Genomic DNA, 23,203 nt, shown 5'->3' on the forward strand with positions numbered 1-23,203 from the left:
GCGCCCGGTGGTCCGGTGTCCTGATTCTTCGGCGACTCAGTGCTCCGGAGTCTGCTCCTGGTCCTGGGTCTGCTCCTCGTGGTGCTCTTCCGTGAGGGCCCGCTTGGTCGAGGCCACGATCTCGGCCTCGGCCTCGGTGCGGCCGACCCAGTTCGCCCCCTCGACCGACTTGCCGGGCTCCAGGTCCTTGTAGACCTCGAAGAAGTGCTGGATCTCCAGCCGGTCGAACTCCGCGACATGATGGATGTCGCGGATGTGCTCCATGCGGGGATCCGTGGCGGGGACGCACAGAACCTTGTCGTCTCCGCCCTTCTCGTCCGTCATCCTGAACATGCCGACGGCCCGACACTTGATCAGGCACCCGGGGAAGGTCGGCTCCTGCAGCAGCACCAGGGCGTCGAGCGGGTCACCATCCTCACCCAGGGTGTTCTCGATGAACCCGTAGTCGGCGGGGTACTGAGTCGACGTGAAGAGCATGCGGTCAAGGCGGATCCGGCCGGTCTTGTGGTCGACCTCGTATTTGTTCCGTTGCCCCTTGGGAATCTCCACGACAACGTCGAACTCCACTGCGGTTCCTCCGCTCACGCCCCCGGATTCCCGGGCTGGCGTTAATGTCTCGTATGCGTTTTATGGCTGGCGCGAATTGAGGTCTCGTGGTGCGACGTGAGCGATGGGTGGCGGTGGCCACACTCGCCCTCCTGCAGGTCTTCGTCGTCGTCGCGGGCAGCTACCTGCTCTCCCACGACAGCGCCGAGATCCCGGTCTCCATCGCGCCCCCGAAACCGACCCCGACCCCTCTCGTCACCGCGGGTCCGGTTCTGGCCGCGGCGGGGGACGGGGCGCTCCCCGCCAAGGGTACTTTGAGCGCCGGCCTCGCCGAAGCGCTGGGTGACCCGGGGCTCGGGAAGAACGCCGCGGGTGTCGTGCTGGACGCGAAGACCGGCGGAATGCTCTTCGACGGCCGCGCGGCGAAACCGCTCACGCCCGCCTCGACGACCAAGGTGGTCACGGCGACGGCGGTGCTCGACTCCGTCGGGACCGACGTGCGACTGGCCACCACCGTGGTCATGGGCAAGGCCGCGAACTCGATCACGCTCGTGGGCGGAGGCGACCCCACCCTGGCCGGGCCCAAGACGGTGGCGGACGCGAAGAAGTCGAAGCAGGACCCGTATCCGAAGCCCGCGTCGCTCGCCCAACTCGCGTCACGCACGGCCAAGGCGCTCAAGGCCGCGAAGATCACGTCGGTCAAGCTGTCGTACGACGCGTCGCTGTTCAGCGGGCCGATGACCGCTCCGGGCTGGAAGCCGAACTACGTGCCGGAGGGCACGGTGGCTCCGGTCGCGGCGCTGACCATCGACGAGGGCCGCTCGCCCGGCGGCCCGCGGTACTCCGACCCGCCGCTCTCCGCCGCCAAGGCCTTCGTCACGCAGCTCATGCGATACGGCATCGAGGTCGAGGGGGAGGTCACCCCGGCCAAGGCCGCGCCCGGCGCCCGGGAACTGGCCAGGGTCGAGTCCGCGCCCATGTACGCCCTGGTCGAGAAGATGCTGACCGAGAGTGACAACGACCTCGCGGAGGCCCTCTCACGTCAGGTCGCCATCAAGGAGGGGTTGCCGCACACCTTCGTGGGGGAGGCCAAGGCCGTCCACCAGGTTCTGGGCCGCCTCAAGGTGGACCAGGGGGTCGAGATCCACGACGGCAGCGGTCTGTCGACCAGGAACCGCATCACGCCGGCCGCGCTCGCACGCCTGATCGCCGCGGCGGCCTCTCCGGGGAACCCCCACCTGCACTCTCTCATCAGCGGCCTGCCCGTCGCGGGCTTCACCGGAACCCTGGACAACAGGTACGGCAGGAGCGACTCGAAGCCCGGCGCCGGATTGGTCCGCGCGAAGACGGGCACGCTCACCGGCGTGAACACGCTCGCAGGCATCACCTACACGGCCAGTGGACGATTGGTGGCCTTCGCGTTCATGGCCGACGAGGTGTCCGATCCCGGAGCGGCCGTCGCCGTACTGGACAAGATGGCGACGATCGTCGCGCAGAGCTGATGGTGCCTGCTCACCCCACCCGCTGCCCGAGGTGCTCCTCGCGCGGCGGGAGCGAGGAGAACGTACGGTGGTGGGTATGCAGGTGATCGACTGGGATCTGGCCGTAGCGACCGGCGTGCGCCTGGTGCGCCCCGGTCCGCAGGTGACCCGAGAGGAGGCCAAGCAGGCGGTCGTCGACCTGAGGACCCTCTCGCGCGAAGCCGAAGGGCACGTGCGTGAGTTCACCGGGATCGACTCCGCGCCTCCGGAGGAGGCCACCGTCGTCGACCGGCCGGGCTGGATCCGGGCCAACGTCGACGGGTTCCGGGTCGTCCTCGAACCGCTGACCGACAAGATGTCGAGCATGCCGCCGATCGTCAGCGCGGTCGGCTCGCGGATCACCGGCGTCGAGGTGGGCGCGGTTCTGGCGTTCCTGGCGTCCCGGGTGCTCGGGCAGTACGAACTGTTCCTCCCGCCGGATCCGTCGGGCAACGCGCCGACGGGCCGTCTGACCCTGGTCGCGCCCAACATCGTCCACGCGGAGCGCGAGCTCGGGGTCTCCCCGCGCGATTTCCGCCTGTGGGTCTGCCTGCACGAGGAGACGCACCGCGTCCAGTTCACCGGCGTGCCCTGGCTGAGGGAGTACGTCCGGGGCCAGATGACCGAGTTCCTGCTCGCGTCCGACATGGACCTCACGACCCTGCTGGAGCGGTTGCGTGCGGCCGGCGACGCGGTGGCCGACGCCTTCAAGGGCGGCGAGGGCAACCTCATCGAGGCCATCCAGACCCCCGAGCAGAAGGCCGTGCTCGACCGGGTCACGGCCGTGATGACCCTCGTCGAGGGGCATGGCGACTACGTCATGGACGCCGTCGGGCCGTCCGTGGTGCCGTCGGTCGCCGACATCCGGGCCAAGTTCCAGCGCCGCCGCGAGGGCGGCTCGCGGATCGACCAGCTCATCAGGCGCTTCCTGGGCATCGAGCTCAAGATGAAGCAGTACGCCGAAGGTTCCCGATTCGTCCGCACCGTCGTCGACGAGGCCGGAATGGCCGGGTTCAATCGAGTCTGGACCTCTCCGGAGACCCTTCCCGACCGGGACGAGATCGCCGACCCCCGCGCCTGGATGAACCGAGTCCTCGGCACCCGAGCCGTAGAACCCGGCATCTGACCCCTTCGGCGTGATCATGCACAGGTTCGGCCGCAGGCCCCCCGACCTGCCCCCACCCGTGGCGTGATCATGCACACATTCGTGATCAAGCGGCCTCACCTGGGCCGACTCTTTTTCGTGATCATGCGCAGGTTCGCGATCAGCTAGGCCGACCTGCGCGGATGCGTTCCGTGATCATGCACGGGTGGACACAATGGGCCTATGGGCCCACATCCCGCCGTCGCCGACGTCCGCCGTGCCGTACGGCAGTCGCTCGGGGATCTCACGCCCGGCGGACTGGTGCTGGTCGCCTGCAGCGGCGGGGCCGACTCGCTCGCCCTCGCGGCGGCGCTGGGGTTCGCCGCGCCGCGGATGGGCCTCAAGGCCGGACTGGTGACCGTCGACCACGGTCTGCAGGACGGGTCGGCCGCCCGCGCGCTCGATGTCGTACGGCTCGCACCTGCACTGGATCTTGAGCCCGCCGAGGTCCTGACGGTCACCGTGGGCCGGGCCGGAGGCCCCGAGGCCGCAGCCAGGGACGCCCGTTACGCCGCACTCGCGGAGGCGGCTCAGCGGCTTGAGGCCGCGGCGGTGCTCCTGGGGCACACGATGAACGATCAAGCCGAGACCGTGCTTCTGCGCCTCGCGCGCGGCAGCGGCAGCCGTTCACTGTCAGGCATGCCCGAGGTCTCCGGCGTCTATCGCCGGCCCCTGCTCGGCCTGAGCCGTATGAGGACCAGGGACGCCTGCGCGGCTCTGGGCCTGCGGCCGTGGGACGACCCGCACAACACCGATCCCGCCTACACCAGGGTCAGGGTCCGGCATGACGTGCTCCCGGCGCTCGAGACGGCCCTGGGGCCCGGCGTGGCCGAGGCCCTCGCCCGTACGGCACGGCTGTGCCGGGACGACGCGGACGCCCTCGACGCGTGGGCCGACACGGTGTACGAGGCGTCGGCGGGCCCGGACGGCCATCTGGAGGTGTCCGCGCTGGAGGACGTGCCGGCGGCGGTGCGGCGGCGGGTGATCCGGCGGGCGGCGGTGTCGGCGGGCGCGTCCGCCTCCGCACTGGGCGCCGTCCACATCGAAGAGGTGGAGCGCCTGGTCACCGAGTGGCGAGGTCAGAAGGCCGTTCACCTACCCGGGGGGGTGGGCGCCGTTCGGCGCTATGGGACGCTGATATTCGCCACAGACAACCTCTCGTAAGGAAAACCCCAGGTGGACGCAGCCGACATGGGTCAGGACCTCTCGAGTGTCCTCATTCCGGAAGAAGATCTCCAAACCAAGATCAAGGAGCTGGCGGGCAAGATCGACGCCGACTACGCCGGGAAGGACCTGCTGATAGTCGGCGTGCTCAAGGGCGCCGTCATGGTCATGGCCGACCTCGCACGCGCCCTCCACGTGCCCGTGCACATGGACTGGATGGCCGTTTCGTCCTATGGAGCCGGCACCAAGTCGTCCGGCGTCGTGCGGGTGCTCAAGGACCTCGACACCGACATCGCCGGGCGGCACGTCTTGGTGGTGGAGGACATCATCGACTCCGGGCTGACGCTGTCGTGGCTCATGAACAACTTGAAGTCGCGGAACCCTGCATCGGTTGAAATATGCACGCTTCTCCGCAAACCGGACGCGGTAAAAGTGCCCATCGATGTGCGGTACGTCGGCTTTGACATCCCGAACGAGTTCGTGATCGGATTCGGCCTCGATTACGACGAGCGATACCGTAACTTGCCCTTCATCGGGACGCTCGCCCCTCATGTCTACGGTGGGGAGTAAGCCCTAAGCGAAGTGCCCTTCCAGTCCGGCGTTATTCGCTCCCAGGTAGGGGAACACGGGAACGGCTGACGTACGTTGGAAGGGCAAGCCGGAATCGCACGGGCAGTTACCGCCTGGGGCGGCCCGGTGTACCTTCGGAGATCCGTGGGGAACCAGTCGGTTACTCATGGGTAGTCAGAAGGAGCGGCAGGATGCCGCGACCCCGGGTTTCCCGGGGCCAGGCCTTGGTCAGGAAGGGACGGGCCCGCCGGGGTTCCGCAACGGATGGATCTCAAGCGATTTACACGTGGGCCACTGCTGTGGATCCTGGGCATCGTCGTGCTGCTCCTGCTTGTCACCACGATGTTCAGTGGCGGCGGCAATTACACCACCGCGGACACGTCCACGGTGGTGCAGCAGATCACGTCGGGCAACGTCAAGAACGCGACGGTGGTCGACAAGGACCAGCGCGTCGAGCTCACCCTGAACAAGCCGATCGAGGTCGCCGGCAAGTCGACCGACCGCATCCAGGCTCCGTGGGTCGAGGGCCAGGGTGTCAAGCTGACCGACGCGCTGACGGCGGCCAACCCCTCCAAGGGCTGGACGGTCGAGGTGCCCCGGGAGAACTTCCTGGTCAGCCTGCTGGTCAGCTTCCTGCCGATCATCATCATCGTCCTGATCTTCCTGTTCATCATGAACCAGATGCAGGGCGGCGGCTCCCGGGTGATGAACTTCGGGAAGTCCCGCGCGAAGCTGATCACGAAGGACACCCCCAAGACGACGTTCGCCGATGTGGCGGGCGCGGACGAGGCCATCGAGGAACTTCAGGAGATCAAGGAGTTCCTCCAGGCTCCCGCGAAGTTCCAGGCCATCGGCGCCAAGATCCCCAAGGGCGTCCTCCTTTACGGCCCGCCCGGAACCGGTAAGACGCTGCTCGCCAGGGCCGTCGCCGGCGAGGCGGGAGTCCCGTTCTACTCGATCTCCGGCTCCGACTTCGTCGAGATGTTCGTGGGTGTCGGCGCCTCCCGCGTCCGCGACCTGTTCGAGCAGGCCAAGGCGAACGCGCCGGCGATCATCTTCATCGACGAGATCGACGCCGTCGGCCGCCACCGCGGCGCCGGCCTCGGCGGCGGTCACGACGAGCGCGAGCAGACGCTGAACCAGTTGCTCGTCGAGATGGACGGATTCGACGTGAAGGGCGGCGTGATCCTCATCGCCGCCACCAACCGGCCCGACATCCTCGACCCGGCGCTGCTGCGTCCCGGCCGCTTCGACCGCCAGGTCGTGATCGACCGGCCCGACCTCGAGGGCCGTAAGGGCATCCTGCGGGTTCACGGCCGCGGCAAGCCCTTCGCCTCCGACGTCGACCTCGATGTGATCGCCCGCCGTACGCCCGGGTTCACCGGTGCCGACCTGGCCAACGTGATCAACGAGGCGGCCCTGCTGACCGCCCGCCAGGACCAGAAGCTCATCACGATGAGCACCCTCGAGGAGTCCATCGACCGCGTGATGGCGGGTCCGGAGCGCAAGTCGCGGGTCATGTCGGACCAGGAGAAGAAGATCATCGCGTACCACGAGGGCGGCCACGCCCTGGTGGCCCACGCGCTGCCGAACTCCGACCCGGTCCACAAGATCACGATCCTGTCCCGCGGCCGCGCGCTCGGTTACACGATGACGCTGCCGATGGAGGACAAGTTCCTGGCGACCCGGTCCGAGATGATGGACCAGCTCGCGATGTTGCTCGGCGGCCGCACCGCGGAGGAGCTCGTCTTCCACGAGCCCACCACCGGAGCGTCCAACGACATCGAGAAGGCGACCTCGATCGCCCGCCGCATGGTCACCGAGTACGGCATGAGCGAGAAGCTCGGCGCCCGTAAGTTCGGCAGCGGCAACGGCGAGGTCTTCCTCGGCCGCGAGATGGGTCACGAGCGCGACTACTCCGAGCAGATCGCCTCCTCGATCGACGAGGAGGTCCGCCGCCTCATCGAGACGGCGCACGACCAGGCGTGGGAGATCCTCGTTCAGTACCGTGACGTGCTGGACAACCTCGTCCTGGAGCTCATGGAGAAGGAGACGATCTCCCGCGAGCAGGTCGTGCAGATCTTCTCGTCGGTGGTCACCAGGGAGAAGCGTCCCTCTTACGCCGGCTACGGCAAGCGACTCCCGTCCGACCGTCCTCCGGTCATCACGCCGAAGGAGCGGGCGAACGGCAACGGAGCGGCGCTGCCCGCCGGCAGCCCGGCCTCCTACTCACAGGACCAGGCGACCCAGCGGGACGAGGCCTGACAGTGGTGCCATCAGTTCCGCAGTTCGACCACGGGCGGATCGAGAAGGCCGTTCGCGAGATCCTTTCGGCGATCGGCGAAGATCCGGATCGGGACGGGCTGCGGGACACCCCCGCTCGCGTGGCCCGTGCCTACGCCGAGCAGTTCGCCGGTCTCGGTCAGACGCCGGAGGACGCGCTGACCACGATGTTCGACGCCGACCACGATGAGATGGTGCTGGTGAAGGACATCGAGGTCATGTCCACCTGCGAGCACCACCTCCTTCCGTTCCACGGCGTCGCGCACATCGGCTACACGCCCAACGAGAAGGGCCAGATCACCGGCTTATCCAAGCTGGCCAGGCTGGTGGACGTGTACGCCCGCCGGCCCCAGGTCCAGGAGCGGATGACGTCGCAGATCGCCGACGCCCTGATGCGGGTGCTCGAGCCTCGCGGAGTGATCGTGGTCATCGAGGCCGAGCACATGTGCATGACGATGCGCGGCGTCCGCAAGCCGGGAGCCAAGACGATCACCTCGGCCGTCAGGGGCGACTTCCGCACGAGCGAGGCGACGCGCGCGGAGGCGATGTCCCTGATCCTCCGCGGCTGATCGCGGCGGGACCCGATTCGTTATGGCGGTGGGCGCACCCATGCGACTGATCGCGACTCGGCAGCACCTAGGCTTGGTTGCGAGCGAAGCGAGTGGGCCTCCCGACGCGGAGGCCACGGTCATTCGCCGACGAGCCGCAGGCGAGGAGGGGCAATGACCACACGACATGTGCACGGCATGCCCGCGCCTGGGCGCTGCCTGGTCATGGGCGTGGTCAACGTGACGCCTGACTCGTTCTCCGACGGCGGCCAGTGGTTCGACGTGGACACCGCGATCAGGCACGGCCTCGACCTCGTCAAGGAGGGCGCCGACATCGTCGACGTGGGCGGCGAGTCGACCCGCCCGGGCGCCGTCCGGGTTCCGCTCGACGAGGAGCTGCGCAGGGTCGAACCCGTGATCCGCATCCTCACCGAGGAGGGCGTGACGGTCAGCGTCGACACCATGCGGGCGGAGGTCGCCGAGGCGGCCGTCAAGGCCGGGGCGAAGCTCGTCAACGACGTCAGCGGCGGCCTGGCCGACCCGGTGATGCCCCGGGTGGTGGCCGCGACGGGCGTGCCGTACGTGGTGATGCACTGGCGCGGGCACAGCCGCGACATGGAAAGCCGCGCGATCTACGCCGATGTCGTGACCGAGGTGGCCGAGGAGTTGCGCAAGCGGGTCGACTCGGTGCTCGCCGAGGGGGTCCGCGAGGAGCAGATCGTCCTTGATCCTGGTCTGGGTTTCTCCAAGCAGGCCGAGCACAACTGGGCTCTGCTCGCCGGCATCGGCACACTGAACGAGCTGGGTTACCCTCTGATCATCGGCGCGTCCAGGAAACGTTTCCTCGGCCGCCTGCTCCCGGACGCCGACGGCACGCCCAGGCCGTTCAGCCGCAGTGACGACGCGACGCTCGCGGTCACCGCGCTGGCCGCCCAGGCCGGTGCCTGGTGCGTCCGGGTGCACCACGTCGCGGCCAACGCCGACGCCGTGCGCGTGGCCGCCGCGTGGACGGCGGCCAGCGATGGACATGCCGACAAAGGACGCGGATGAAGGACATCGAGGAGCTCAACGAGGCGTTCTACAACGCGATTGAGAGCGCCGACCTCGACAAGATGTCGGAAATATGGGTGGAGGACGTCGCCGACCGGGTCGCGATGTGCGTGCACCCCGGCTGGCCGATGCTCAGCGGCCGTTCCGAGGTGCTCAGGTCATGGGCGCTGATCATGGCGAACACTCCGTACATCCAATTCGTGCTCACCGACGTCCAGACCACGGTCGTGGGCGACGTGGCCATCGTCACGTGCGCGGAGAACATCCTCACGGCGGCCGACACCGACGAGCCGGGCTTCGCGGCCGGCCGGGTCGTGGCCACCAACACCTTCCTGCGGACCCCCGCCGGCTGGCGGCTCTGGCTGCACCACGGGTCTCCCGTCCTGCAGGGTGACGACGATGATGAGGAAGAGGAGCCGTGAGCGAGCCGACCGGACGTACGGCACGGATGGACAGCGTGCGCCTCGCCGGGCTCAGGGCGCGCGGGCGGCATGGCTGCCTGCCCGCCGAGCGCGCGCTCGGCCAGGAGTTCGTCGTCGATGTGATCCTGTTCCTCGACACCGCCCCCGCCGCCGCGTCCGACGACCTGACCAAGACCGTCGACTACGGCGCGCTGGCCCTCCAACTCGTCCGTACGGTCGAGGGCGAGCCGGTCAACCTGATCGAGACCCTCGCCGACCGGCTGGCGTCGGACTGCCTGGCCTATGACCTGGTCGACGAGGTCGAGGTCAGCGTCCACAAGCCGGCGGCGCCCATCCCGCTGCCGTTCGGCGACGTGGTGGTGACCATCAGAAGGGCCCGCGGATGAGGGTCGTCCTGTCGCTCGGCAGCAACCTCGGCCGCCGGATCGACTACCTCCAGGGTGCGCTGGACGCTCTGTTCGACGCCCCGGGGCTCAGCTTCGTGGCGGTGTCGCCGGTCTACGAGACGGATCCGGTGGGCGGCCCGGAGCAGGAGGCCTTCCTGAACGCCGTGGTGATCGCCGAGAGCGTGCTGGCCCCGCGGGTGCTCCTCGACCGGGCGCACGACATCGAGAAGGCCTTCGGCCGCGAACGGCTCGAACGCTGGGGACCGAGGACGCTCGACGTCGACCTGATCATGGCGGGCGACGTGGTGTCCGACGATCCCGAGCTCACCCTGCCGCACCCGCGGGCACACGAGCGGGCATTCGTGTTGATCCCGTGGGCGCAGGCCGATCCCGCGGCGGCCCTTCCCGGCCTCGGGCCCGTCTCCGCGTTGCTCGCCGGCCTCGACCACAGTGGCGTACGGCTGCGCGCCGATCTCTGCCTCGAACCCCCTGCCTGACGAGGAGCCCAGCGTGAAGCCCAGCAATCCCGGCGTGCTCGTGGGCCTGGTGGTCGTGTTCGCCCTGGCCACCTGGGGAGTACTGCAAGAGCTCTACTCCCAGATCCCGACCGTCCCGTGGACGGCGATCCCGACGCTGCTGATCCTCGCGGTCGGCGAGGGGTACACGGGCTGGCTGACGCGCGCCAGGATCCTCCGCAAGCCGGACACCAAGCCGGTCGAGCCGCTGGCCGTCGCCCGGCTGGCGGCACTCGCCAAGGCGACGGCCTACGCGGGCGCGGTCTTCGGCGGGATCTTCGCCGGGTTCGTCCTGCACGTGCTGAACCTGCTCGATCTGCCGAAGCCGCGGCAGGACGCGATCGTGGCCGGCGGCTCCTTCGTCGCCTGTGTGGCCCTGATCTGCGCCGCGCTCTTCCTCGAGTACTGCTGCCGGGTCCCCGGCAAGCCCGAGGACGAGGAGTAGAGAGCCGGCCTACTTGTCGATGTCGCCGACGACGAAGAACATCGAGCCCAGGATCGCCACCATGTCGGCGACGAGGTTGCCGGGGAGCAGTTCGCGCAGGACCTGCACGTTGTTGAAGGACGCGCTGCGGAGCTTGAGCCGCCAGGGCGTCTTCTCCCCCCGGGACACGAGGTAGTAGCCGTTGAGGCCGAGAGGGCTCTCCGTCCAGGCGTACGTGTGCCCCTCGGGGGCCTTCAGGATCTTGGGCAGGCGCTGGTTGATCGGCCCCGGCGGGAGCTGCCGTAGTCGCTCGACGCACGCGTCGGCGAGGTCGAGCGAGACCTTGACCTGCTCCAGGAGCACCTGGAACCGGGCGTGGCAGTCGCCGGCCGAGCGCGTCACGACCTTGACCGGCAGCTCGCCGTACGCCAGATAGGGCTCGTCGCGCCGCAGGTCGAAGTCGACTCCAGAGGCCCGGGCGATCGGGCCGCTCACGCCGTACTGCATGATCGTCTCTCGATCGAGCACGCCGACGCCCCTGGTCCTGGCCAGGAAGATCTCGTTTCCGGCGATCAGCTGCTCGATGTCGGGCAGGCGGCGGCGCACGTCGGCGACGGCCCCGGACGCGCGGTCGAGCCAGCCGTACGGAAGGTCCTCCTTGAGGCCGCCCACACGGTTGAACATGTAGTGCATGCGGCCGCCGGAGATCTCCTCCATGACGTGTTGCAGGGTCTCCCGCTCGCGGAAGGCGTAGAAGAGCGGAGTGATCGCGCCCAGCTCCAGGGGATAGGAGCCGAGGAACATGAGGTGGTTGAGCACCCGGTTGAGCTCGGCGAGCAGCGTGCGTGCCCAGATCGCCCGCTGCGGCACCTCCATGCCGAGCATGCGCTCCACCGCGATCACGACGCCGAGCTCGTTCGCGAACGCCGACAGCCAGTCGTGCCGGTTGGCCAGCACGATGATCTGCCGGTAGTCGCGCACCTCGAAGAGCTTCTCCGCGCCCCGGTGCATGTAGCCGATGATCGGCTCGGCCGACACGATCCGCTCGCCGTCCAGCGTGAGCCGCAGCCGCAACACCCCATGGGTGGACGGGTGTTGCGGGCCGATGTTGAGGACCATGTCCTCGGTGGCCAGCTCCCTCGCCTGGACGGCTTCCGCACCCGCGCCGATCCCGACGACGCGTTCCCGGAACCTGCCCTCGGGCTCTTCCGTCATAGGTCCCATGCTCCCACGCTCGTACGGCCTGGCGAAGAGCGTGAACCCCATCGAAGCCGTACGAGCCGGGATATGTCAGGCCTTGGCCAAGCCTCGCAGCGCCTCGAGCAGGCGGTCGACGTGCTCCTCGGTCGAGCCGATGCCGATCGAGGCGCGCACCGCGCTCGCCGTGTCGTCGTCGCAACCGCCGTCCGCGGTGCCGAGAAGGTGCCGGACGAACGGGTGGGCGCAGAACTTGCCGTCCCTGACCCCGACGCCGTGCTCCGACGACAGGAACTCGGCCACCTCCCGCGCGGAGCGGCCCTCGACCACGAAGGACACGATGCCCACCCGTGGGTGGTCCGGGCCCCACAGCGAAAGCTCCTGGACGCCCTCGATCGCGGCGATCCCCGCGCGCAGACGGGTCACGAGGCGTTCCTCCTCGCGCACGAGGTCCGTCCAGCCGGTGGCGCTCAGGGTGTCGCAGGCGGCGGCGAGGGCGATCGCGCCCAGCACGTTGGGGGTCCCCGCCTCGTGCCTGGCCTCCGGGTCGTCGCTCCACTCCACGACGTCCGTGACGGACTTCACCGCGCCGCCGCCCCGCAGGTACGGCAGGGCCTGCCCGAGCCAGTCCGCGCGGCCGATCAGGGCGCCCGCGCCGAAGGGGGCGTAGAGCTTGTGACCGGAGAAGGCCACATAGTCGAGGTCGAGCGCCGTCAGGTTGAGCCGCCGGTGGGGGACGAGTTGCGCGGCGTCCACCGCGATCCTGGCGCCGTGGCGGTGGGCGATGTGCGCCAGACCCGCGATCGGCCACAGCTCGCCGGTCACGTTCGACGCCGCCGTGACGACGAGCAGCGCGGGACCGTCGATCTCCGACAGGGCCTCGTCTGCCGCCCGGATCGCCTCGCCGGGGAAGGCCGGGGGTGCCAGCCGTACGACCTGGGCCCAGGGCAGGAGCGAGGCGTGGTGCTCGGAGTCGAAGACCACGACGGTGGTGCCCGTCGGCAGGGCGCGGGCGAGCAGGTTCATCGCGTCCGTGGTGTTGCGGGTGAAGACGAGCGCGTCGTCGGGACGGGCGCCCACGAAGGCCTTCACGGTGTGCCTGGCCTGCTCGTACCTGGCGGTGGTGAGCTGCGAGGCGTAGCCGGCGCCGCGGTGGACGCTGGAGTAGGCCGGGAGCGCGGCGGCGACCGCGGCGTTCACGGCCTCCAGACAGGGCGCGCTCGCGGCGTAGTCGAGGTTGGCGTACGGCACGAGCCTGCCGCCCTTGACGGGCACCTGGAGGTCGGAGCCGAGCACGGCGGGGATGTGGGCTTCCCGGACGGCCGTGGGGGTGGGGGAATCAGCAGAGGCGGAACGGCTCAGAACGGACAACGTAGACAACGCCGGACTCCTTGGGGTCATGGGACCCCGGCCATGGCGTCGTACGGCGGAGCCCGCGCTTGCCCGGCACACCTCGTGCCGGACCTGGTCCTCACCCGGGGCACCCCGCCGCGGACGCGAGGGTTGCCGGCCAGCGAGCCGGGGCTTGACGCTGGCGCTCATGACCTGATGTGGACTATAACCGACGGCCCCCAGTCGTCCGCAAATCCCCAGGTGAACCGGCCGATGACGGCGAATCGGGCAGTGATCCGGGTGCGGTCCGCGGCCAGGATCCGTATGGTGGCTTTGTGAAGTTTGATCCTTGGAATCCCCAGTTCGTGGCTCATCCGTACGACGCCTATCGCGATCTGCGGGACAACGAGCCGGTCAGCTTCTTCGAGCCCACAGGACAGTGGCTGATCGCCCGGCACGCCGACGTCAACGCGCTGCTGCGCGACCGGCGGCTCGGCCGGTCCTACCTGCACGTGGCCTCGCACGAAGCCTTCGGACGGGAGCCGGAACCGGCCTTCCAGGAGCCGTTCTGGCGGGTGACCCGCGCCGGGATGCTCGATGTGGAGCCCCCCGTCCACACCCGGCTGCGCCGCCTGGTGTCCAAGGCCTTCACCCCGCGGATGGTGGAGGCGCTGCGCCCCCGCGTCCGCAAGATCGCGACCGGCCTGGTCCAGGAGTTCGTGGAGCGGGGCGGCGGGGACCTCATCGCGGAGGTGGCCGAGCCCCTCCCGGTCACCGTGATCGCCGAAATGCTCGGCGTGCCGGAGTCCGACCGGCATCTGCTCCGGCCCTGGTCGGCCGACATCTGCAAGATGTACGAGCTGAACCCGCCGATGGAGTCGCAGCAGGCGGCGGTGCGGGCGTCGCTGGAGTTCGGCGACTACCTGCGCGAGCTGGCCAGGAAACGACGGCAGGAGCCCGGTGACGACCTCATCTCGGCGCTCGCCCAGGTCGTCGACGAGGGGGACAGGCTCACGGAGGACGAGCTCGTCGGGACGTGCGTGCTCCTGCTCAACGCCGGTCATGAGGCGACGGTCAACGTCACCGGCAACGGATGGTGGTCGTTGTTCCGCAACCCCGCCGAGCTGGACCGCCTGCGGGCCGACCCCGGCCTGCTGCCCACCGCGGTCGAGGAACTCATGCGCTACGACACCCCGCTGCAGATGTTCGAGCGCTGGGTGCTCGAGGACATCGAGGTCGGCGGCGTGGAGATTCCGAAGGGCGTCGAGGTCGCGCTGCTGTTCGGCTCGTCCAACCGTGATCCCGCCGTGTTCGACGATCCCGACAGGCTGGACGTCGGGCGGGCCGAGAACCCGCACATCTCGTTCGGCGCGGGCATCCACTTCTGCCTGGGCGCGCCGCTGGCCCGGGTGGAGCTCATCGAGTCGTTCGGCGCGCTCCTGCGGGCCGCTCCCGATCTGGCGCTCGTGGAGGAGCCGGTCTGGAAGCCGGGTTACGTCATCCGGGGCCTGGAGTCGCTGAAGGTCACCGTCTAGTTCGCGGACCTCGTGGACTGGCTCAGCCAGCCGAACCCGCCGAGCCCTGAGGGGGCGATGAGCTCGGCCTCCTCGGACGCCAGGCTCAGCGCCCTGAGGTAACCGGCCGGATCGCTACGAGCCATGTCGAGGGGCGGCCGCCCGCCGCGTATCCCCAGGTCGCGGAGGGCGTCCCGCTGAGTGGTCAGCGTGGTGGAGACGGCGACCGCCCGTTCGCCGGCGGCGGCGCACGCGTCCAGGGCCACGTGCGCCGTGATGTCACAGGTCCCGTCCGGTACGGCAGGCACGATCGACCCGCCGCGGTAGCCCGTCAGCGTGCCGATGGGCGGTCGCCGGTCCCTGTGGTGCGCGTAGTCGACGGCGACCGCCGTGCCGCGCGAGAGCCGTACGAGCACGGAGGTCCAGGCCTCGTCGCGCGGGCGGCCGATCTCGGCGCGGCAGCCCGGTGTGCACAGCGGCCACCAGCGCTCCAGCCAGTCGAGATCGGCGGCGTCGGGCGCCGGCCCGAGGCGCTCGTCGCCCGTCGCGGGATCGACCAGCACCAGCCGCGGCCCCGACGGCGTCTGCTCCGCGACGTCGAGGGCGATGTTGTCCAGCCACTCGTTGGCGACGACCAGGCCCTCCACCGTGGCGGGCGGGGTCGAGGCCCAGGCGATCCTCTCGTCGAGGCCCGGAGGGCGGGAGGACAGGTCGACGGCGGTGACGCGCAGCCGTACGGCCAGGTCCGGGGGAGCGGAGGCCAGGACCCGGGCGGCCAGCAGGCCGTCACCACTGCCGACGTCGACGAAGTCGATCGCCGGAGGGCGCCCGAGTGCCTCGTCGACCCGGCAGGTCAACTCGAGCAGGGCCCGGGCGAAGGACGGCGAGGCGTGCACCGAAGTCCGGAAGTGCTGGTCCGGGCGCTCACGCCGATAGAAGCCGTCGTCGCCGTAGAGCGCCTCCTGAATGGCGTCGCGCCACGTGACCCACACAACACCCCACGTTATCGAGCCTCGGCCTATGACGAAATGCGTACTCGCCGCTCGACATAGCTACATCGCAAAAGGGACAAAATTCGACCATTGGGTCCAGGCCAGGCAGGCGGGCGGTCGCCGCTACCCTGGGCGAGGGGAGGCGTCATGGACACTAGTGACCGCCCGGGGCGGCTCGCCGTGGGAGTGCTCGGCGCGGGACGGGTCGGCTCCGTTCTGGGAGCCGCGCTCGTGCTCGCGGGCCACCGCGTGGTGGCCGCCAGCGGGGTCTCGGACGCGTCCCACAGACGGGCCACCGAGCGGCTGGCAGTCGAGCTGACCCGGCCGGACGAGGTGATCACCCGATCCGATCTGGTGCTGCTCACCGTGCCGGACGACGTCCTTCCAGGACTCGTCGCCGGTCTGGCGGCCACCGGAGCCGATCTGCGCGGCAAGCTGCTCGTGCACGCCAGCGGCGCGTACGGCCTGGACGTCCTCGGCCCGGCGACCGACCTGGGGGCGCTGCCCCTGGCCCTGCACCCCGTGATGACGTTCACCGGCAGGGACGACGATCTCGTCAGGCTGAACGGATGCTCGTTCGGCGTCACGGCGCCCGCGATGTTGCGGCCGGTGGCCGAGGCGCTGGTGATCGAGATGGGCGGCGAGCCGGTGTGGATCGCCGACCAGGACCGGGCGCTGTATCACGCCGCCATCGCCGGCGCGGCCAACCACATGGTCACGCTGATCGCCGAGTCGCAGGAACTGCTCGGCCGGATCGGGGTCGAGCATCCCGGCCGGTTGCTCGGCCCGCTGCTCGGGGCCGCTCTGGACAACGTGCTGCGGCTCGGCATCGCCGGGCTGACCGGCCCTGTGGTGCGCGGCGACGCGGGGACAGTGCGCAAGCATGTGGACGCGCTCATCCTGGCCGCCCCCGAGGCGGCGGACGCCTACGTGGCCCTCGCCAGGCTCACCGCGGACCGGGCGCTGGCCGCCGGACTGCTGAAGCCCGAGGCCGCCGAACGCCTGTTGGACGCATTGGGAGGAAACATATGGACGTGATCGTCGCAGGCGATCGCGCGGATCTGGTCAAGGCGAAGGACATGCTCGGCGCGGGGACGCTGGCCCTGGTGCCGACCATGGGGGCGCTGCATGAGGGGCATCGGTCGCTGATACGGCTCGCCCGTGAGCGTGCCGATCATGTTGCGGTAAGCATTTTCGTCAATCCACTCCAGTTCGGGCCTAACGAGGATTTTTCGCGTTATCCGAGGACATTTGATGTCGACCTGGAGGTGTGCGCGGAGGAGGGCGCCGGCGTGGTCTTCGCGCCCTCCGCCGAGGAGATGTACCTCCCGGACCGGCAGGTCGGCGTCTCCGCCGGGGAGATGGGCACGATCGTCGAGGGCGCCTTCCGGCCCGGCCATTTCGACGGCGTCCTGACCGTGGTCCTGAAGTTGCTGAACCTGGTCCAGCCCGACGTCGCGGTCTTCGGTCAGAAGGACGCCCAGCAACTCGCGATGATCCGCCGGATGGTGGCCGATCTCGACGTCCCCGTCGCGATCGTCGGGGCGCCCACCGTGCGCGAGCCCGACGGCCTGGCCCTGTCGAGCCGCAACCGCTACCTGTCGGCACGGGAACGGGCGACCGCGCTGTCCCTTTCTCAGGCCCTCGCGGCGGGGGCCGCGGAGACCACGCCGGCCAGGGTCCTGGCGGCTGCGAAAGCCGTACTGGAGGGCGCCACGCGCCTGGATCCGCCCCTCCTCCTGGATTACGTGGAACTGGTCGACCCCATGACGTTCCGGCCGGTGGACGACGACCACCAGGACGAGGCCCTCCTCGTCGTGGCCGCCAAAGTCGGCACCACCCGCCTGATCGACAACACCCCCATCCTCCCCACACCCCCTCCGGCGTGATCATGCACAAGTTCGTGAATCGGCCCCCTCGCCTGCCCTTCCCTCGGGCGTGATCATGCACAGATTCGTGGATTGCCCTACTGACCTGCGGCACTCCACTTCGTGATCATGCACGGATTCGGCGCCGGGCCGCTTGAGCTGGGCGTTTCCGGTTCGTGATCATGCGCAAGTTCGGTACGGCATGGCCTGAGCTGGGACTTCCCGCTTGGTGATCATGCACGGCCATGCCCTCCCCGTACGGCGATGCGGCCCTGCCGTACGGGAGCGACGTGAAGCAGGCCGCGATGCCGGGTGCGCCGGTTGGGCCGATGAACCCATACCTGCACGTGATCGCCCGTCAGGACAGGGCGGGGTGCAAGTCTCGGCTTGTGCATGATCGAGAACCGTGCAGGTCCAGCTCAACGCGTACAACGTCGAACCTGCGCATGATCACGGACCGGAAGCGCCCAGGTCGAAGGGTGTGCCACCGAATCCGTGCATGATCACGAAGAGGATCGCCGCAGGTCAACGGGCCAATCCACGAACCTGTGCATGATCACCCCCCAAGAAAGGGCACGTGAGAGGCCAGATTCACGAACCTGTGCATGATCACGGCCAAGGGAGGGTGGGGGTGGGGGGGATACGGGGAAAGGGGGGCGTTATCGTCATATTGACGAAAGGGGAACCCCCTCATGGTGGCGATACCGAGAAAGCTGACGGCTCCCGCTCCCGGATGGAGTGTGGACGCCGACGTCGTCGTGGTCGGGTCGGGCATCGCCGGCCTGACGGCGGCCCTGACCTACATCGAGCTCGCCCCTGAGGCGCGGGTCCTCGTCGTCACCAAGGACGTGCTGTCCGCCGGATCCACCCGATGGGCCCAGGGCGGCATCGCGGCGGTCCTCGACCCCGAGGACACCCCCGACGAGCACCTCAACGACACCCTCATCGCGGGCGTCGGACTCTGCGACGAGGAGGCCGTGCGGATCCTGGTCACCGAGGGCCCCGACGCGCTGAAGCGGCTCATCGGGCACGGGGCCCGTTTCGACCGGGACAGCGACGGCGAGCTCCAGCTCACCCGCGAGGGGGGCCATCGCCGCAATCGGATCGTCCATGCGGGCGGCGACGCCACCGGTGCCGAGGTGCAGCGCGCCCTCACCCAGGCCGTCCTCGCCGAGCCGCGCATCGAGATCATCGAGCACGCCCTCGTCCTCGACCTCCTCCAGGACGAGACAGGCCGTGCGAGCGGCGTGACCCTGCACGTCATGGGAGAGGGCGCCAGGGACGGCGTCGGCGCCGCGAACGCCGGGGCCGTCGTCCTGGCCAGTGGCGGCATGGGCCAGGTCTACGCGGCCACGACCAACCCGGTCGTCTCCACGGGTGACGGTGTCGCGCTGGCCCTCCGTGCCGGAGCGGTCGTGCGGGACGTCGAGTTCGTCCAGTTCCACCCGACGGTCCTCTGGCTCGGCGAGGGCTCGACGGGCCAGCAGCCCCTGGTGTCGGAGGCGGTCCGCGGCGAGGGCGCCGTCCTGATCGACGTGAACGGCGACCGGTTCATGCAGGGCGTGCACGAGCTCGCCGACCTCGCGCCGCGCGACGTCGTGGCCAAGGCGATCACCAGGAAGATGCACGAGACCGGCGCCGACCACGTCTACCTGGACGCCCGGGACTTCGGCGAGGAGAAGTGGCGGGCGAGGTTCCCGACGATCCTCGCGGTCTGCCGCGAGCACGGCATCGACCCGGTCACGGAGCCGATCCCGGTCGCGCCGGCCGCCCACTACGCCAGCGGCGGCGTCCGCACCGACCTGTACGGCAGGACCAGCGTTCCCGGCCTCTACGCCTGCGGTGAGGTGGCCTGCACAGGCGTCCACGGCGCCAACCGACTCGCCTCCAACTCCTTGCTCGAGGGTCTCGTCTTCGCCGAGCGCATCGCCTCCGACCTGGTCGCCCACACGAGGACACCGAAGAAGGCGGACGCGCTGCACCGGCCTGAGGGCCTGGTCGACCCCCGGGTCAGGGCCCGGATCCAGAGCCACATGAGCCGGGGCGCCGGGGTGCTCCGCAGCGAGGAGAGCCTGGCCGAGGTCGCCCGCGCCCTCGAGAACGCCCGCTGGACCCCGGTCGCCGTCGAGCCCTGCACCGAGTCGTGGGAGGCCACGAACCTGCTCACGGTCGCGTCCGCTCTGGTCGCGGCGGCGAAGGAGCGGGAGGAGACCCGCGGCGCCCACTGGCGTGAGGACCACCCGGAACGCGACGACGACCGCTGGCGGCTGCACATCGACATCTCGCTTGGAACGGAAGGACTGCTCATGCGACACCAGGCCCACGACATCGACGCCGAGCTGACCGGTCTGGGCATCGAGCCCGCCCAGCTCAGCCACCTGGTGTCCACGGCTCTCGACGAGGACCTCGCCGGCGGGCTGGACGTGACGTCGGCCGCCACCATCCCCACGGACCAGACCGCCGTGGCCGACCTGGTCGCCCGCAAGGAGGGCGTGGTCGCCGGGCTCGTGGTCGCCGAGGCCGTCTTCCGCCAGGCCGGCCCGGAGACGGTCGTCGAGCGCCGGGTCAAGGACGGCGACCGGGTCGGCCCCGGAGACGTTCTCATGACCGTCCACGGCCGCACGAGGGACCTGCTCACCATGGAGCGGACCGCGCTGAACTTCCTCACGCACCTGTCGGGCGTCGCCACCGCCACCAGCCGGTGGGTGGACGCGGTCGCCGGGACGAAGGCCCGCGTACGGGACACCCGCAAGACGCTGCCGGGCCTGCGCGCACTGGAGAAGTACGCGGTGCACTGCGGCGGCGGGGTGAACCACCGGATGGGCCTCCACGACGCCGCCCTGATCAAGGACAACCACGTGGTTGCGGCGGGAGGCGTCGCCGAGGCGTTCCGTGCCGTACGGCAGGCCTTCCCCGATGTGGCGATCGAGGTCGAGGTGGACCGGATCGACCAGATCGAGCCGGTCCTGGCCGAGGGCGCCGAGGAGATCCTGCTCGACAACTTCACGGTGGATCAGCTCGCCGAGGCCGTACGGCTGGTCGGAGGGCGGGCACGCCTGGAGTCCAGCGGCGGGCTGACCCTTGACAGCGCCCGCGCCGTGGCCGAGACCGGAGTCGACTATCTGGCGGTCGGAGCCCTCACGCATTCGGCTTCGGCGCTGGACATTGGCCTGGATCTTCGTGGTGCATAATCGGGGAATGCTGCTCACCATCGACGTCAGCAACACCCATACGGTGCTTGGCCTGTTCGAGGGTGAAGAGGTCATCGAGCACTGGCGGATCGCCACCGACCCCCGCCGCACCGCCGACGAGATCGCCGTCGTGCTGCAGGGGTTGCTCGGCCAGTCGCCGATCCTCAAGGACGCGGACATCAGCGGCATCGCCATCTGCTCGACCGTCCCCTCGGTCCTGAACGAGATGCGCGAGATGTCCCGCCGCTACTACGGCGACGTGACGGCGGTCGTGGTCGAGCCGGGCGTCCGGACGGGCGTCCCCGTCCGGATGGACAACCCCAAGGAGGTCGGCAGCGACCGCATCGTCAACGCCCTCGCCGCCGCCACCCTGTACGGCGGGCCGTGCGTGATCGTGGACTTCGGCACGGCGACCTCGTTCGACGCCGTCTCGGCCCGCGGGGAGTACATCGGGGCGGTGACGGCTCCGGGCCTGGAGATCTCGGTGGACGCCCTGGCCACGGCCGGCGCGCAACTGCACAAGGTCGAGCTGATCCGCCCGCGCTCGGTGATCGCGAAGAACACGGTGGAGGCCCTCCAGTCGGGCATCGTCTACGGCTTCGCGGGTCTGGTCGACGGCATCGTCGAGCGCATGACGGCGGAGTTGTCCGACGACCCCGACGACGTCACCGTGGTGGCCACGGGCTCGGGCGCTCCCCTCGTGGTGAGCGAGGCCAGAACGATCGACGTCCACGAGCCGTGGCTCACCCTGATCGGCCTGCGCCTGGTCTACACGCGGAACACCGCCTGAAGCACTCCCCGGCGTGCGGGACCATAGAAGGCAGGATTCCCTGAGAGAGGACTGCCGTGATGGACGCCGACTGGGTGGCGCGTTTCGCCGATGAGGTCATCGCCGAGGCCGAACGGCGCGCGCCGGGCAAACCCATCGTCTGCGCGTCCGGCCTCAGCCCCTCGGGGCCGATCCACCTGGGCAACCTGCGCGAGGTCATGACCCCGCACCTGGTCGCCGACGAGATCAGGCGGCGTGGGCACGAGTGCGTGCACATCCTGTCGTGGGACGACTTCGACCGGTTCCGCAAGGTACCCGCCGGCGTCGACCCCTCGTGGAGCGAGCACATCGGCAAGCCGCTGACCTCGGTGCCGGCCCCGCCCGGCAGCCCGCACCCGAACTGGGCCGAGCATTTCAAGGCGCCGATGGCCGCCGCCCTCGCCGAGATGGGCGTCGAGTTCCGCGGCATCAGCCAGACCGAGATGTACACCTCGGGGGCGTACCGGGAGCAGGTCCTGCTCGCCATGCGCGAGCGGCGGCGGATCGACGCCATCCTCGGCCAGTACCGCACCAAGGCGAAGGCCAAGGTCGCGGACGACGACGAGGCGGCCGCCCTCGAGGGCTCGGGGGCGGCGGGGGAGGACGACGGCTCCGGCGCCGGCGGCTACTACCCCTACAAGCCCTACTGCTCGGTCTGCGACCGTGACCTGACCACGGTGACGTCCTACGACGACGAGACGACGGCCCTGGCGTACACCTGCGCGTGCGGCCACGCCGAGACCGTGACGCTCGCCGAGCACACCCGGGGCAAGCTGGTGTGGAAGGTCGACTGGCCGATGCGCTGGGCCTACGAGGGCGTGGTGTTCGAGCCGTCCGGCGTCGACCACACCTCGCCGGGGTCGTCCTTCGTCGTCGGCGGCCAGATCGTCAGGGCGATCTTCGGCGCCGATCAGCCGATCGGCCCGATGTACGCCTTCGTCGGAATCAGCGGCATGGCCAAGATGAGCAGTTCCAAGGGAGGCGTGCCGACCCCGGCCGACGCCCTTTCGATCATGGAACCCGCTCTGCTGCGCTGGCTGTACGCGCGGCGCAGGCCCAACCAGTCGTTCAAGGTCTCCTTCGACCAGGAGATCCAGCGGATGTACGACGAGTGGGACACGTTGTCGAGGAAGATCGCGGACGGCTCCGCGCTCCCGGCCGACCAGGCGGCCCATCGCCGCGCGGCGACCACCGCGTCGGCGACCCTCGGCGAGACCCCTCGGCGGTTGCCGTACCGGACGCTCGCCTCGGTGGCCGACATCACCGGTGGCGACCAAGAGCAGACGTTGCGGATCCTCCGCGAGTTCGACCACGAGATCGCCGGGCTGGACGAACTGCGGCCGAGGCTCGACCGCGCCCAGCACTGGGTGGCGACCTACGTCCCCGCCGAGGAGCGCACCCAGGTCCGCGAGGAGCCCGACACCGCGCTGCTCACCACCCTGGGCACCACCGAGCGGGAGTCGCTCAAGCTGCTGGCGGACGGTCTCGACGAGCACTGGTCGCTCGACGGCCTGACCGCGCTCGTGTACGGCGTGCCGAAGATCCAGGCCGGGCTCGATCTGAGCGCCAAGGCGGCGACGCCCGAGCTGAAGGCTGCTCAGCGGGCCTTCTTCGCGCTCCTCTACCGGCTGCTGGTGGGCCGTGAGACGGGGCCGCGGCTGCCCACGCTGCTGCTCACCGTGGGTCGTGATCGGGTGCGCAGGCTGATCGCTTCGTAGGGCCCGTACGC

General features: G+C 69.8%; 21 protein-coding genes and 1 riboswitch. Of the genes, 17 read left to right on the forward strand and 4 right to left on the reverse strand.

Annotated features, from left to right (window positions below):
- Positions 1-36 precede the first annotated feature (36 nt).
- Entirely contained in the window at positions 37-567 is a 531-nt protein-coding gene (locus tag Pmi06nite_RS22840) for an inorganic diphosphatase (protein ID WP_203955127.1), read from the reverse strand.
- An 86-nt stretch (positions 568-653) separates the two neighbouring features.
- On the opposite strand from Pmi06nite_RS22840, the gene dacB reads away from it, so the two are divergent.
- The 11 genes from dacB (at position 654) to Pmi06nite_RS22895 (ending at position 10,593) form a co-directional block, all read left to right on the forward strand.
- A complete protein-coding gene (gene dacB / locus Pmi06nite_RS22845; RefSeq protein ID WP_239114128.1) occupies positions 654-2,048 on the forward strand; it encodes a D-alanyl-D-alanine carboxypeptidase/D-alanyl-D-alanine endopeptidase in 1,395 nt (464 codons plus the stop codon).
- A gap of 76 nt (positions 2,049-2,124) precedes the next feature.
- Positions 2,125-3,192 (forward strand): Rv3626c family coenzyme F420 biosynthesis-associated protein, encoded by a 1,068-nt coding sequence (locus Pmi06nite_RS22850; RefSeq protein ID WP_203955128.1) that lies wholly within the window; start codon positions 2,125-2,127, stop codon positions 3,190-3,192.
- A gap of 201 nt (positions 3,193-3,393) precedes the next feature.
- Positions 3,394-4,374: a tRNA lysidine(34) synthetase TilS gene (gene tilS, locus Pmi06nite_RS22855; protein ID WP_203955129.1), complete on the forward strand. Its 981-nt coding sequence runs from the start codon at positions 3,394-3,396 to the stop codon at positions 4,372-4,374.
- 12 nt (positions 4,375-4,386) lie between these two features.
- On the forward strand, positions 4,387-4,944 hold the full coding sequence (gene hpt / locus Pmi06nite_RS22860; RefSeq protein ID WP_239095131.1) for a hypoxanthine phosphoribosyltransferase: 558 nt from the start codon (positions 4,387-4,389) through the stop codon (positions 4,942-4,944).
- Between the two features lie 264 nt (positions 4,945-5,208).
- Entirely contained in the window at positions 5,209-7,209 is a 2,001-nt protein-coding gene (gene ftsH, locus Pmi06nite_RS22865; protein ID WP_203955130.1) for an ATP-dependent zinc metalloprotease FtsH, read from the forward strand.
- On the forward strand, positions 7,206-7,796 hold the full coding sequence (folE, locus tag Pmi06nite_RS22870) for a GTP cyclohydrolase I FolE (protein ID WP_203955279.1): 591 nt from the start codon (positions 7,206-7,208) through the stop codon (positions 7,794-7,796). Before ftsH ends, folE begins: the two co-directional genes overlap by 4 nt.
- Before the next feature lie 153 nt (positions 7,797-7,949).
- Positions 7,950-8,825, forward strand: coding sequence for a dihydropteroate synthase (gene folP, locus Pmi06nite_RS22875; RefSeq protein ID WP_239114129.1), 876 nt, complete (start codon positions 7,950-7,952; stop codon positions 8,823-8,825).
- The gene (locus Pmi06nite_RS22880) at positions 8,822-9,247 is read left to right on the forward strand and encodes a nuclear transport factor 2 family protein (RefSeq protein ID WP_203955131.1); all 426 of its coding nucleotides are present in this window, start codon (positions 8,822-8,824) and stop codon (positions 9,245-9,247) included. The genes folP and Pmi06nite_RS22880 overlap by 4 nt, the downstream gene beginning before the upstream one ends.
- Positions 9,248-9,273: 26 nt before the next feature.
- Positions 9,274-9,633, forward strand: coding sequence for a dihydroneopterin aldolase (gene folB / locus Pmi06nite_RS22885; protein WP_203955281.1), 360 nt, complete (start codon positions 9,274-9,276; stop codon positions 9,631-9,633).
- Positions 9,630-10,130 carry a 2-amino-4-hydroxy-6-hydroxymethyldihydropteridine diphosphokinase gene (gene folK, locus Pmi06nite_RS22890; RefSeq protein ID WP_203955132.1) on the forward strand — a complete coding sequence of 167 codons (501 nt, stop codon included), beginning with the start codon at positions 9,630-9,632 and terminating at the stop codon, positions 10,128-10,130. The genes folB and folK overlap by 4 nt, the downstream gene beginning before the upstream one ends.
- A 13-nt stretch (positions 10,131-10,143) precedes the next feature.
- Positions 10,144-10,593: a DUF3180 domain-containing protein gene (locus tag Pmi06nite_RS22895; RefSeq protein ID WP_203955133.1), complete on the forward strand. Its 450-nt coding sequence runs from the start codon at positions 10,144-10,146 to the stop codon at positions 10,591-10,593.
- Positions 10,594-10,602: 9 nt separating this feature from the next.
- Here the strand turns inward: Pmi06nite_RS22895 and Pmi06nite_RS22900 are convergent, their stop codons facing one another.
- Both Pmi06nite_RS22900 and Pmi06nite_RS22905 read right to left on the reverse strand, forming a co-directional pair.
- Positions 10,603-11,787 carry an NADH-quinone oxidoreductase subunit D gene (locus Pmi06nite_RS22900; RefSeq protein ID WP_203955134.1) on the reverse strand — a complete coding sequence of 395 codons (1,185 nt, stop codon included), beginning with the start codon at positions 11,785-11,787 and terminating at the stop codon, positions 10,603-10,605.
- Between the two features lie 75 nt (positions 11,788-11,862).
- Complete coding sequence (locus Pmi06nite_RS22905; protein ID WP_373317331.1) at positions 11,863-13,131, reverse strand: aminotransferase class V-fold PLP-dependent enzyme; 1,269 nt, start codon at positions 13,129-13,131, stop codon at positions 11,863-11,865.
- A gap of 68 nt (positions 13,132-13,199) precedes the next feature.
- A riboswitch (SAM riboswitch) is annotated at positions 13,200-13,315 on the reverse strand.
- A 121-nt stretch (positions 13,316-13,436) separates the two neighbouring features.
- On the opposite strand from Pmi06nite_RS22905, the gene Pmi06nite_RS22910 reads away from it, so the two are divergent.
- Entirely contained in the window at positions 13,437-14,636 is a 1,200-nt protein-coding gene (locus Pmi06nite_RS22910; RefSeq protein WP_203955136.1) for a cytochrome P450, read from the forward strand.
- Here the strand turns inward: Pmi06nite_RS22910 and Pmi06nite_RS22915 are convergent.
- Positions 14,633-15,607, reverse strand: a complete 975-nt coding sequence (locus Pmi06nite_RS22915; RefSeq protein ID WP_203955137.1) for an SAM-dependent methyltransferase — start codon at positions 15,605-15,607, stop codon at positions 14,633-14,635. The two genes, Pmi06nite_RS22910 and Pmi06nite_RS22915, sit on opposite strands and share 4 nt — an antisense overlap.
- 147 nt (positions 15,608-15,754) lie before the next feature.
- Here Pmi06nite_RS22915 and Pmi06nite_RS22920 point away from each other — a divergent pair, with 147 nt between their 5' ends.
- The 5 genes from Pmi06nite_RS22920 to lysS all read left to right on the forward strand — a co-directional run bounded on the left by Pmi06nite_RS22920 (position 15,755) and on the right by lysS (position 23,192).
- On the forward strand, positions 15,755-16,645 hold the full coding sequence (locus tag Pmi06nite_RS22920) for a Rossmann-like and DUF2520 domain-containing protein (protein WP_203955138.1): 891 nt from the start codon (positions 15,755-15,757) through the stop codon (positions 16,643-16,645).
- A gap of 41 nt (positions 16,646-16,686) precedes the next feature.
- Positions 16,687-17,496, forward strand: a complete 810-nt coding sequence (gene panC, locus Pmi06nite_RS22925; RefSeq protein ID WP_239114154.1) for a pantoate--beta-alanine ligase — start codon at positions 16,687-16,689, stop codon at positions 17,494-17,496.
- Positions 17,497-18,167: 671 nt separating this feature from the next.
- On the forward strand, positions 18,168-20,666 hold the full coding sequence (locus Pmi06nite_RS22930) for an L-aspartate oxidase (RefSeq protein ID WP_203955140.1): 2,499 nt from the start codon (positions 18,168-18,170) through the stop codon (positions 20,664-20,666).
- Positions 20,667-20,673: 7 nt separating this feature from the next.
- A complete protein-coding gene (locus Pmi06nite_RS22935) occupies positions 20,674-21,456 on the forward strand; it encodes a type III pantothenate kinase (protein ID WP_203955141.1) in 783 nt (260 codons plus the stop codon).
- Between the two features lie 59 nt (positions 21,457-21,515).
- Positions 21,516-23,192, forward strand: coding sequence for a lysine--tRNA ligase (gene lysS / locus Pmi06nite_RS22940; RefSeq protein ID WP_239114130.1), 1,677 nt, complete (start codon positions 21,516-21,518; stop codon positions 23,190-23,192).
- Positions 23,193-23,203: the final 11 nt, after the last annotated feature.

The sequence above is a fragment of the Planotetraspora mira genome, from assembly GCF_016863275.1.
Classification (GTDB): Bacteria; Actinomycetota; Actinomycetes; order Streptosporangiales; family Streptosporangiaceae; genus Planotetraspora; species Planotetraspora mira.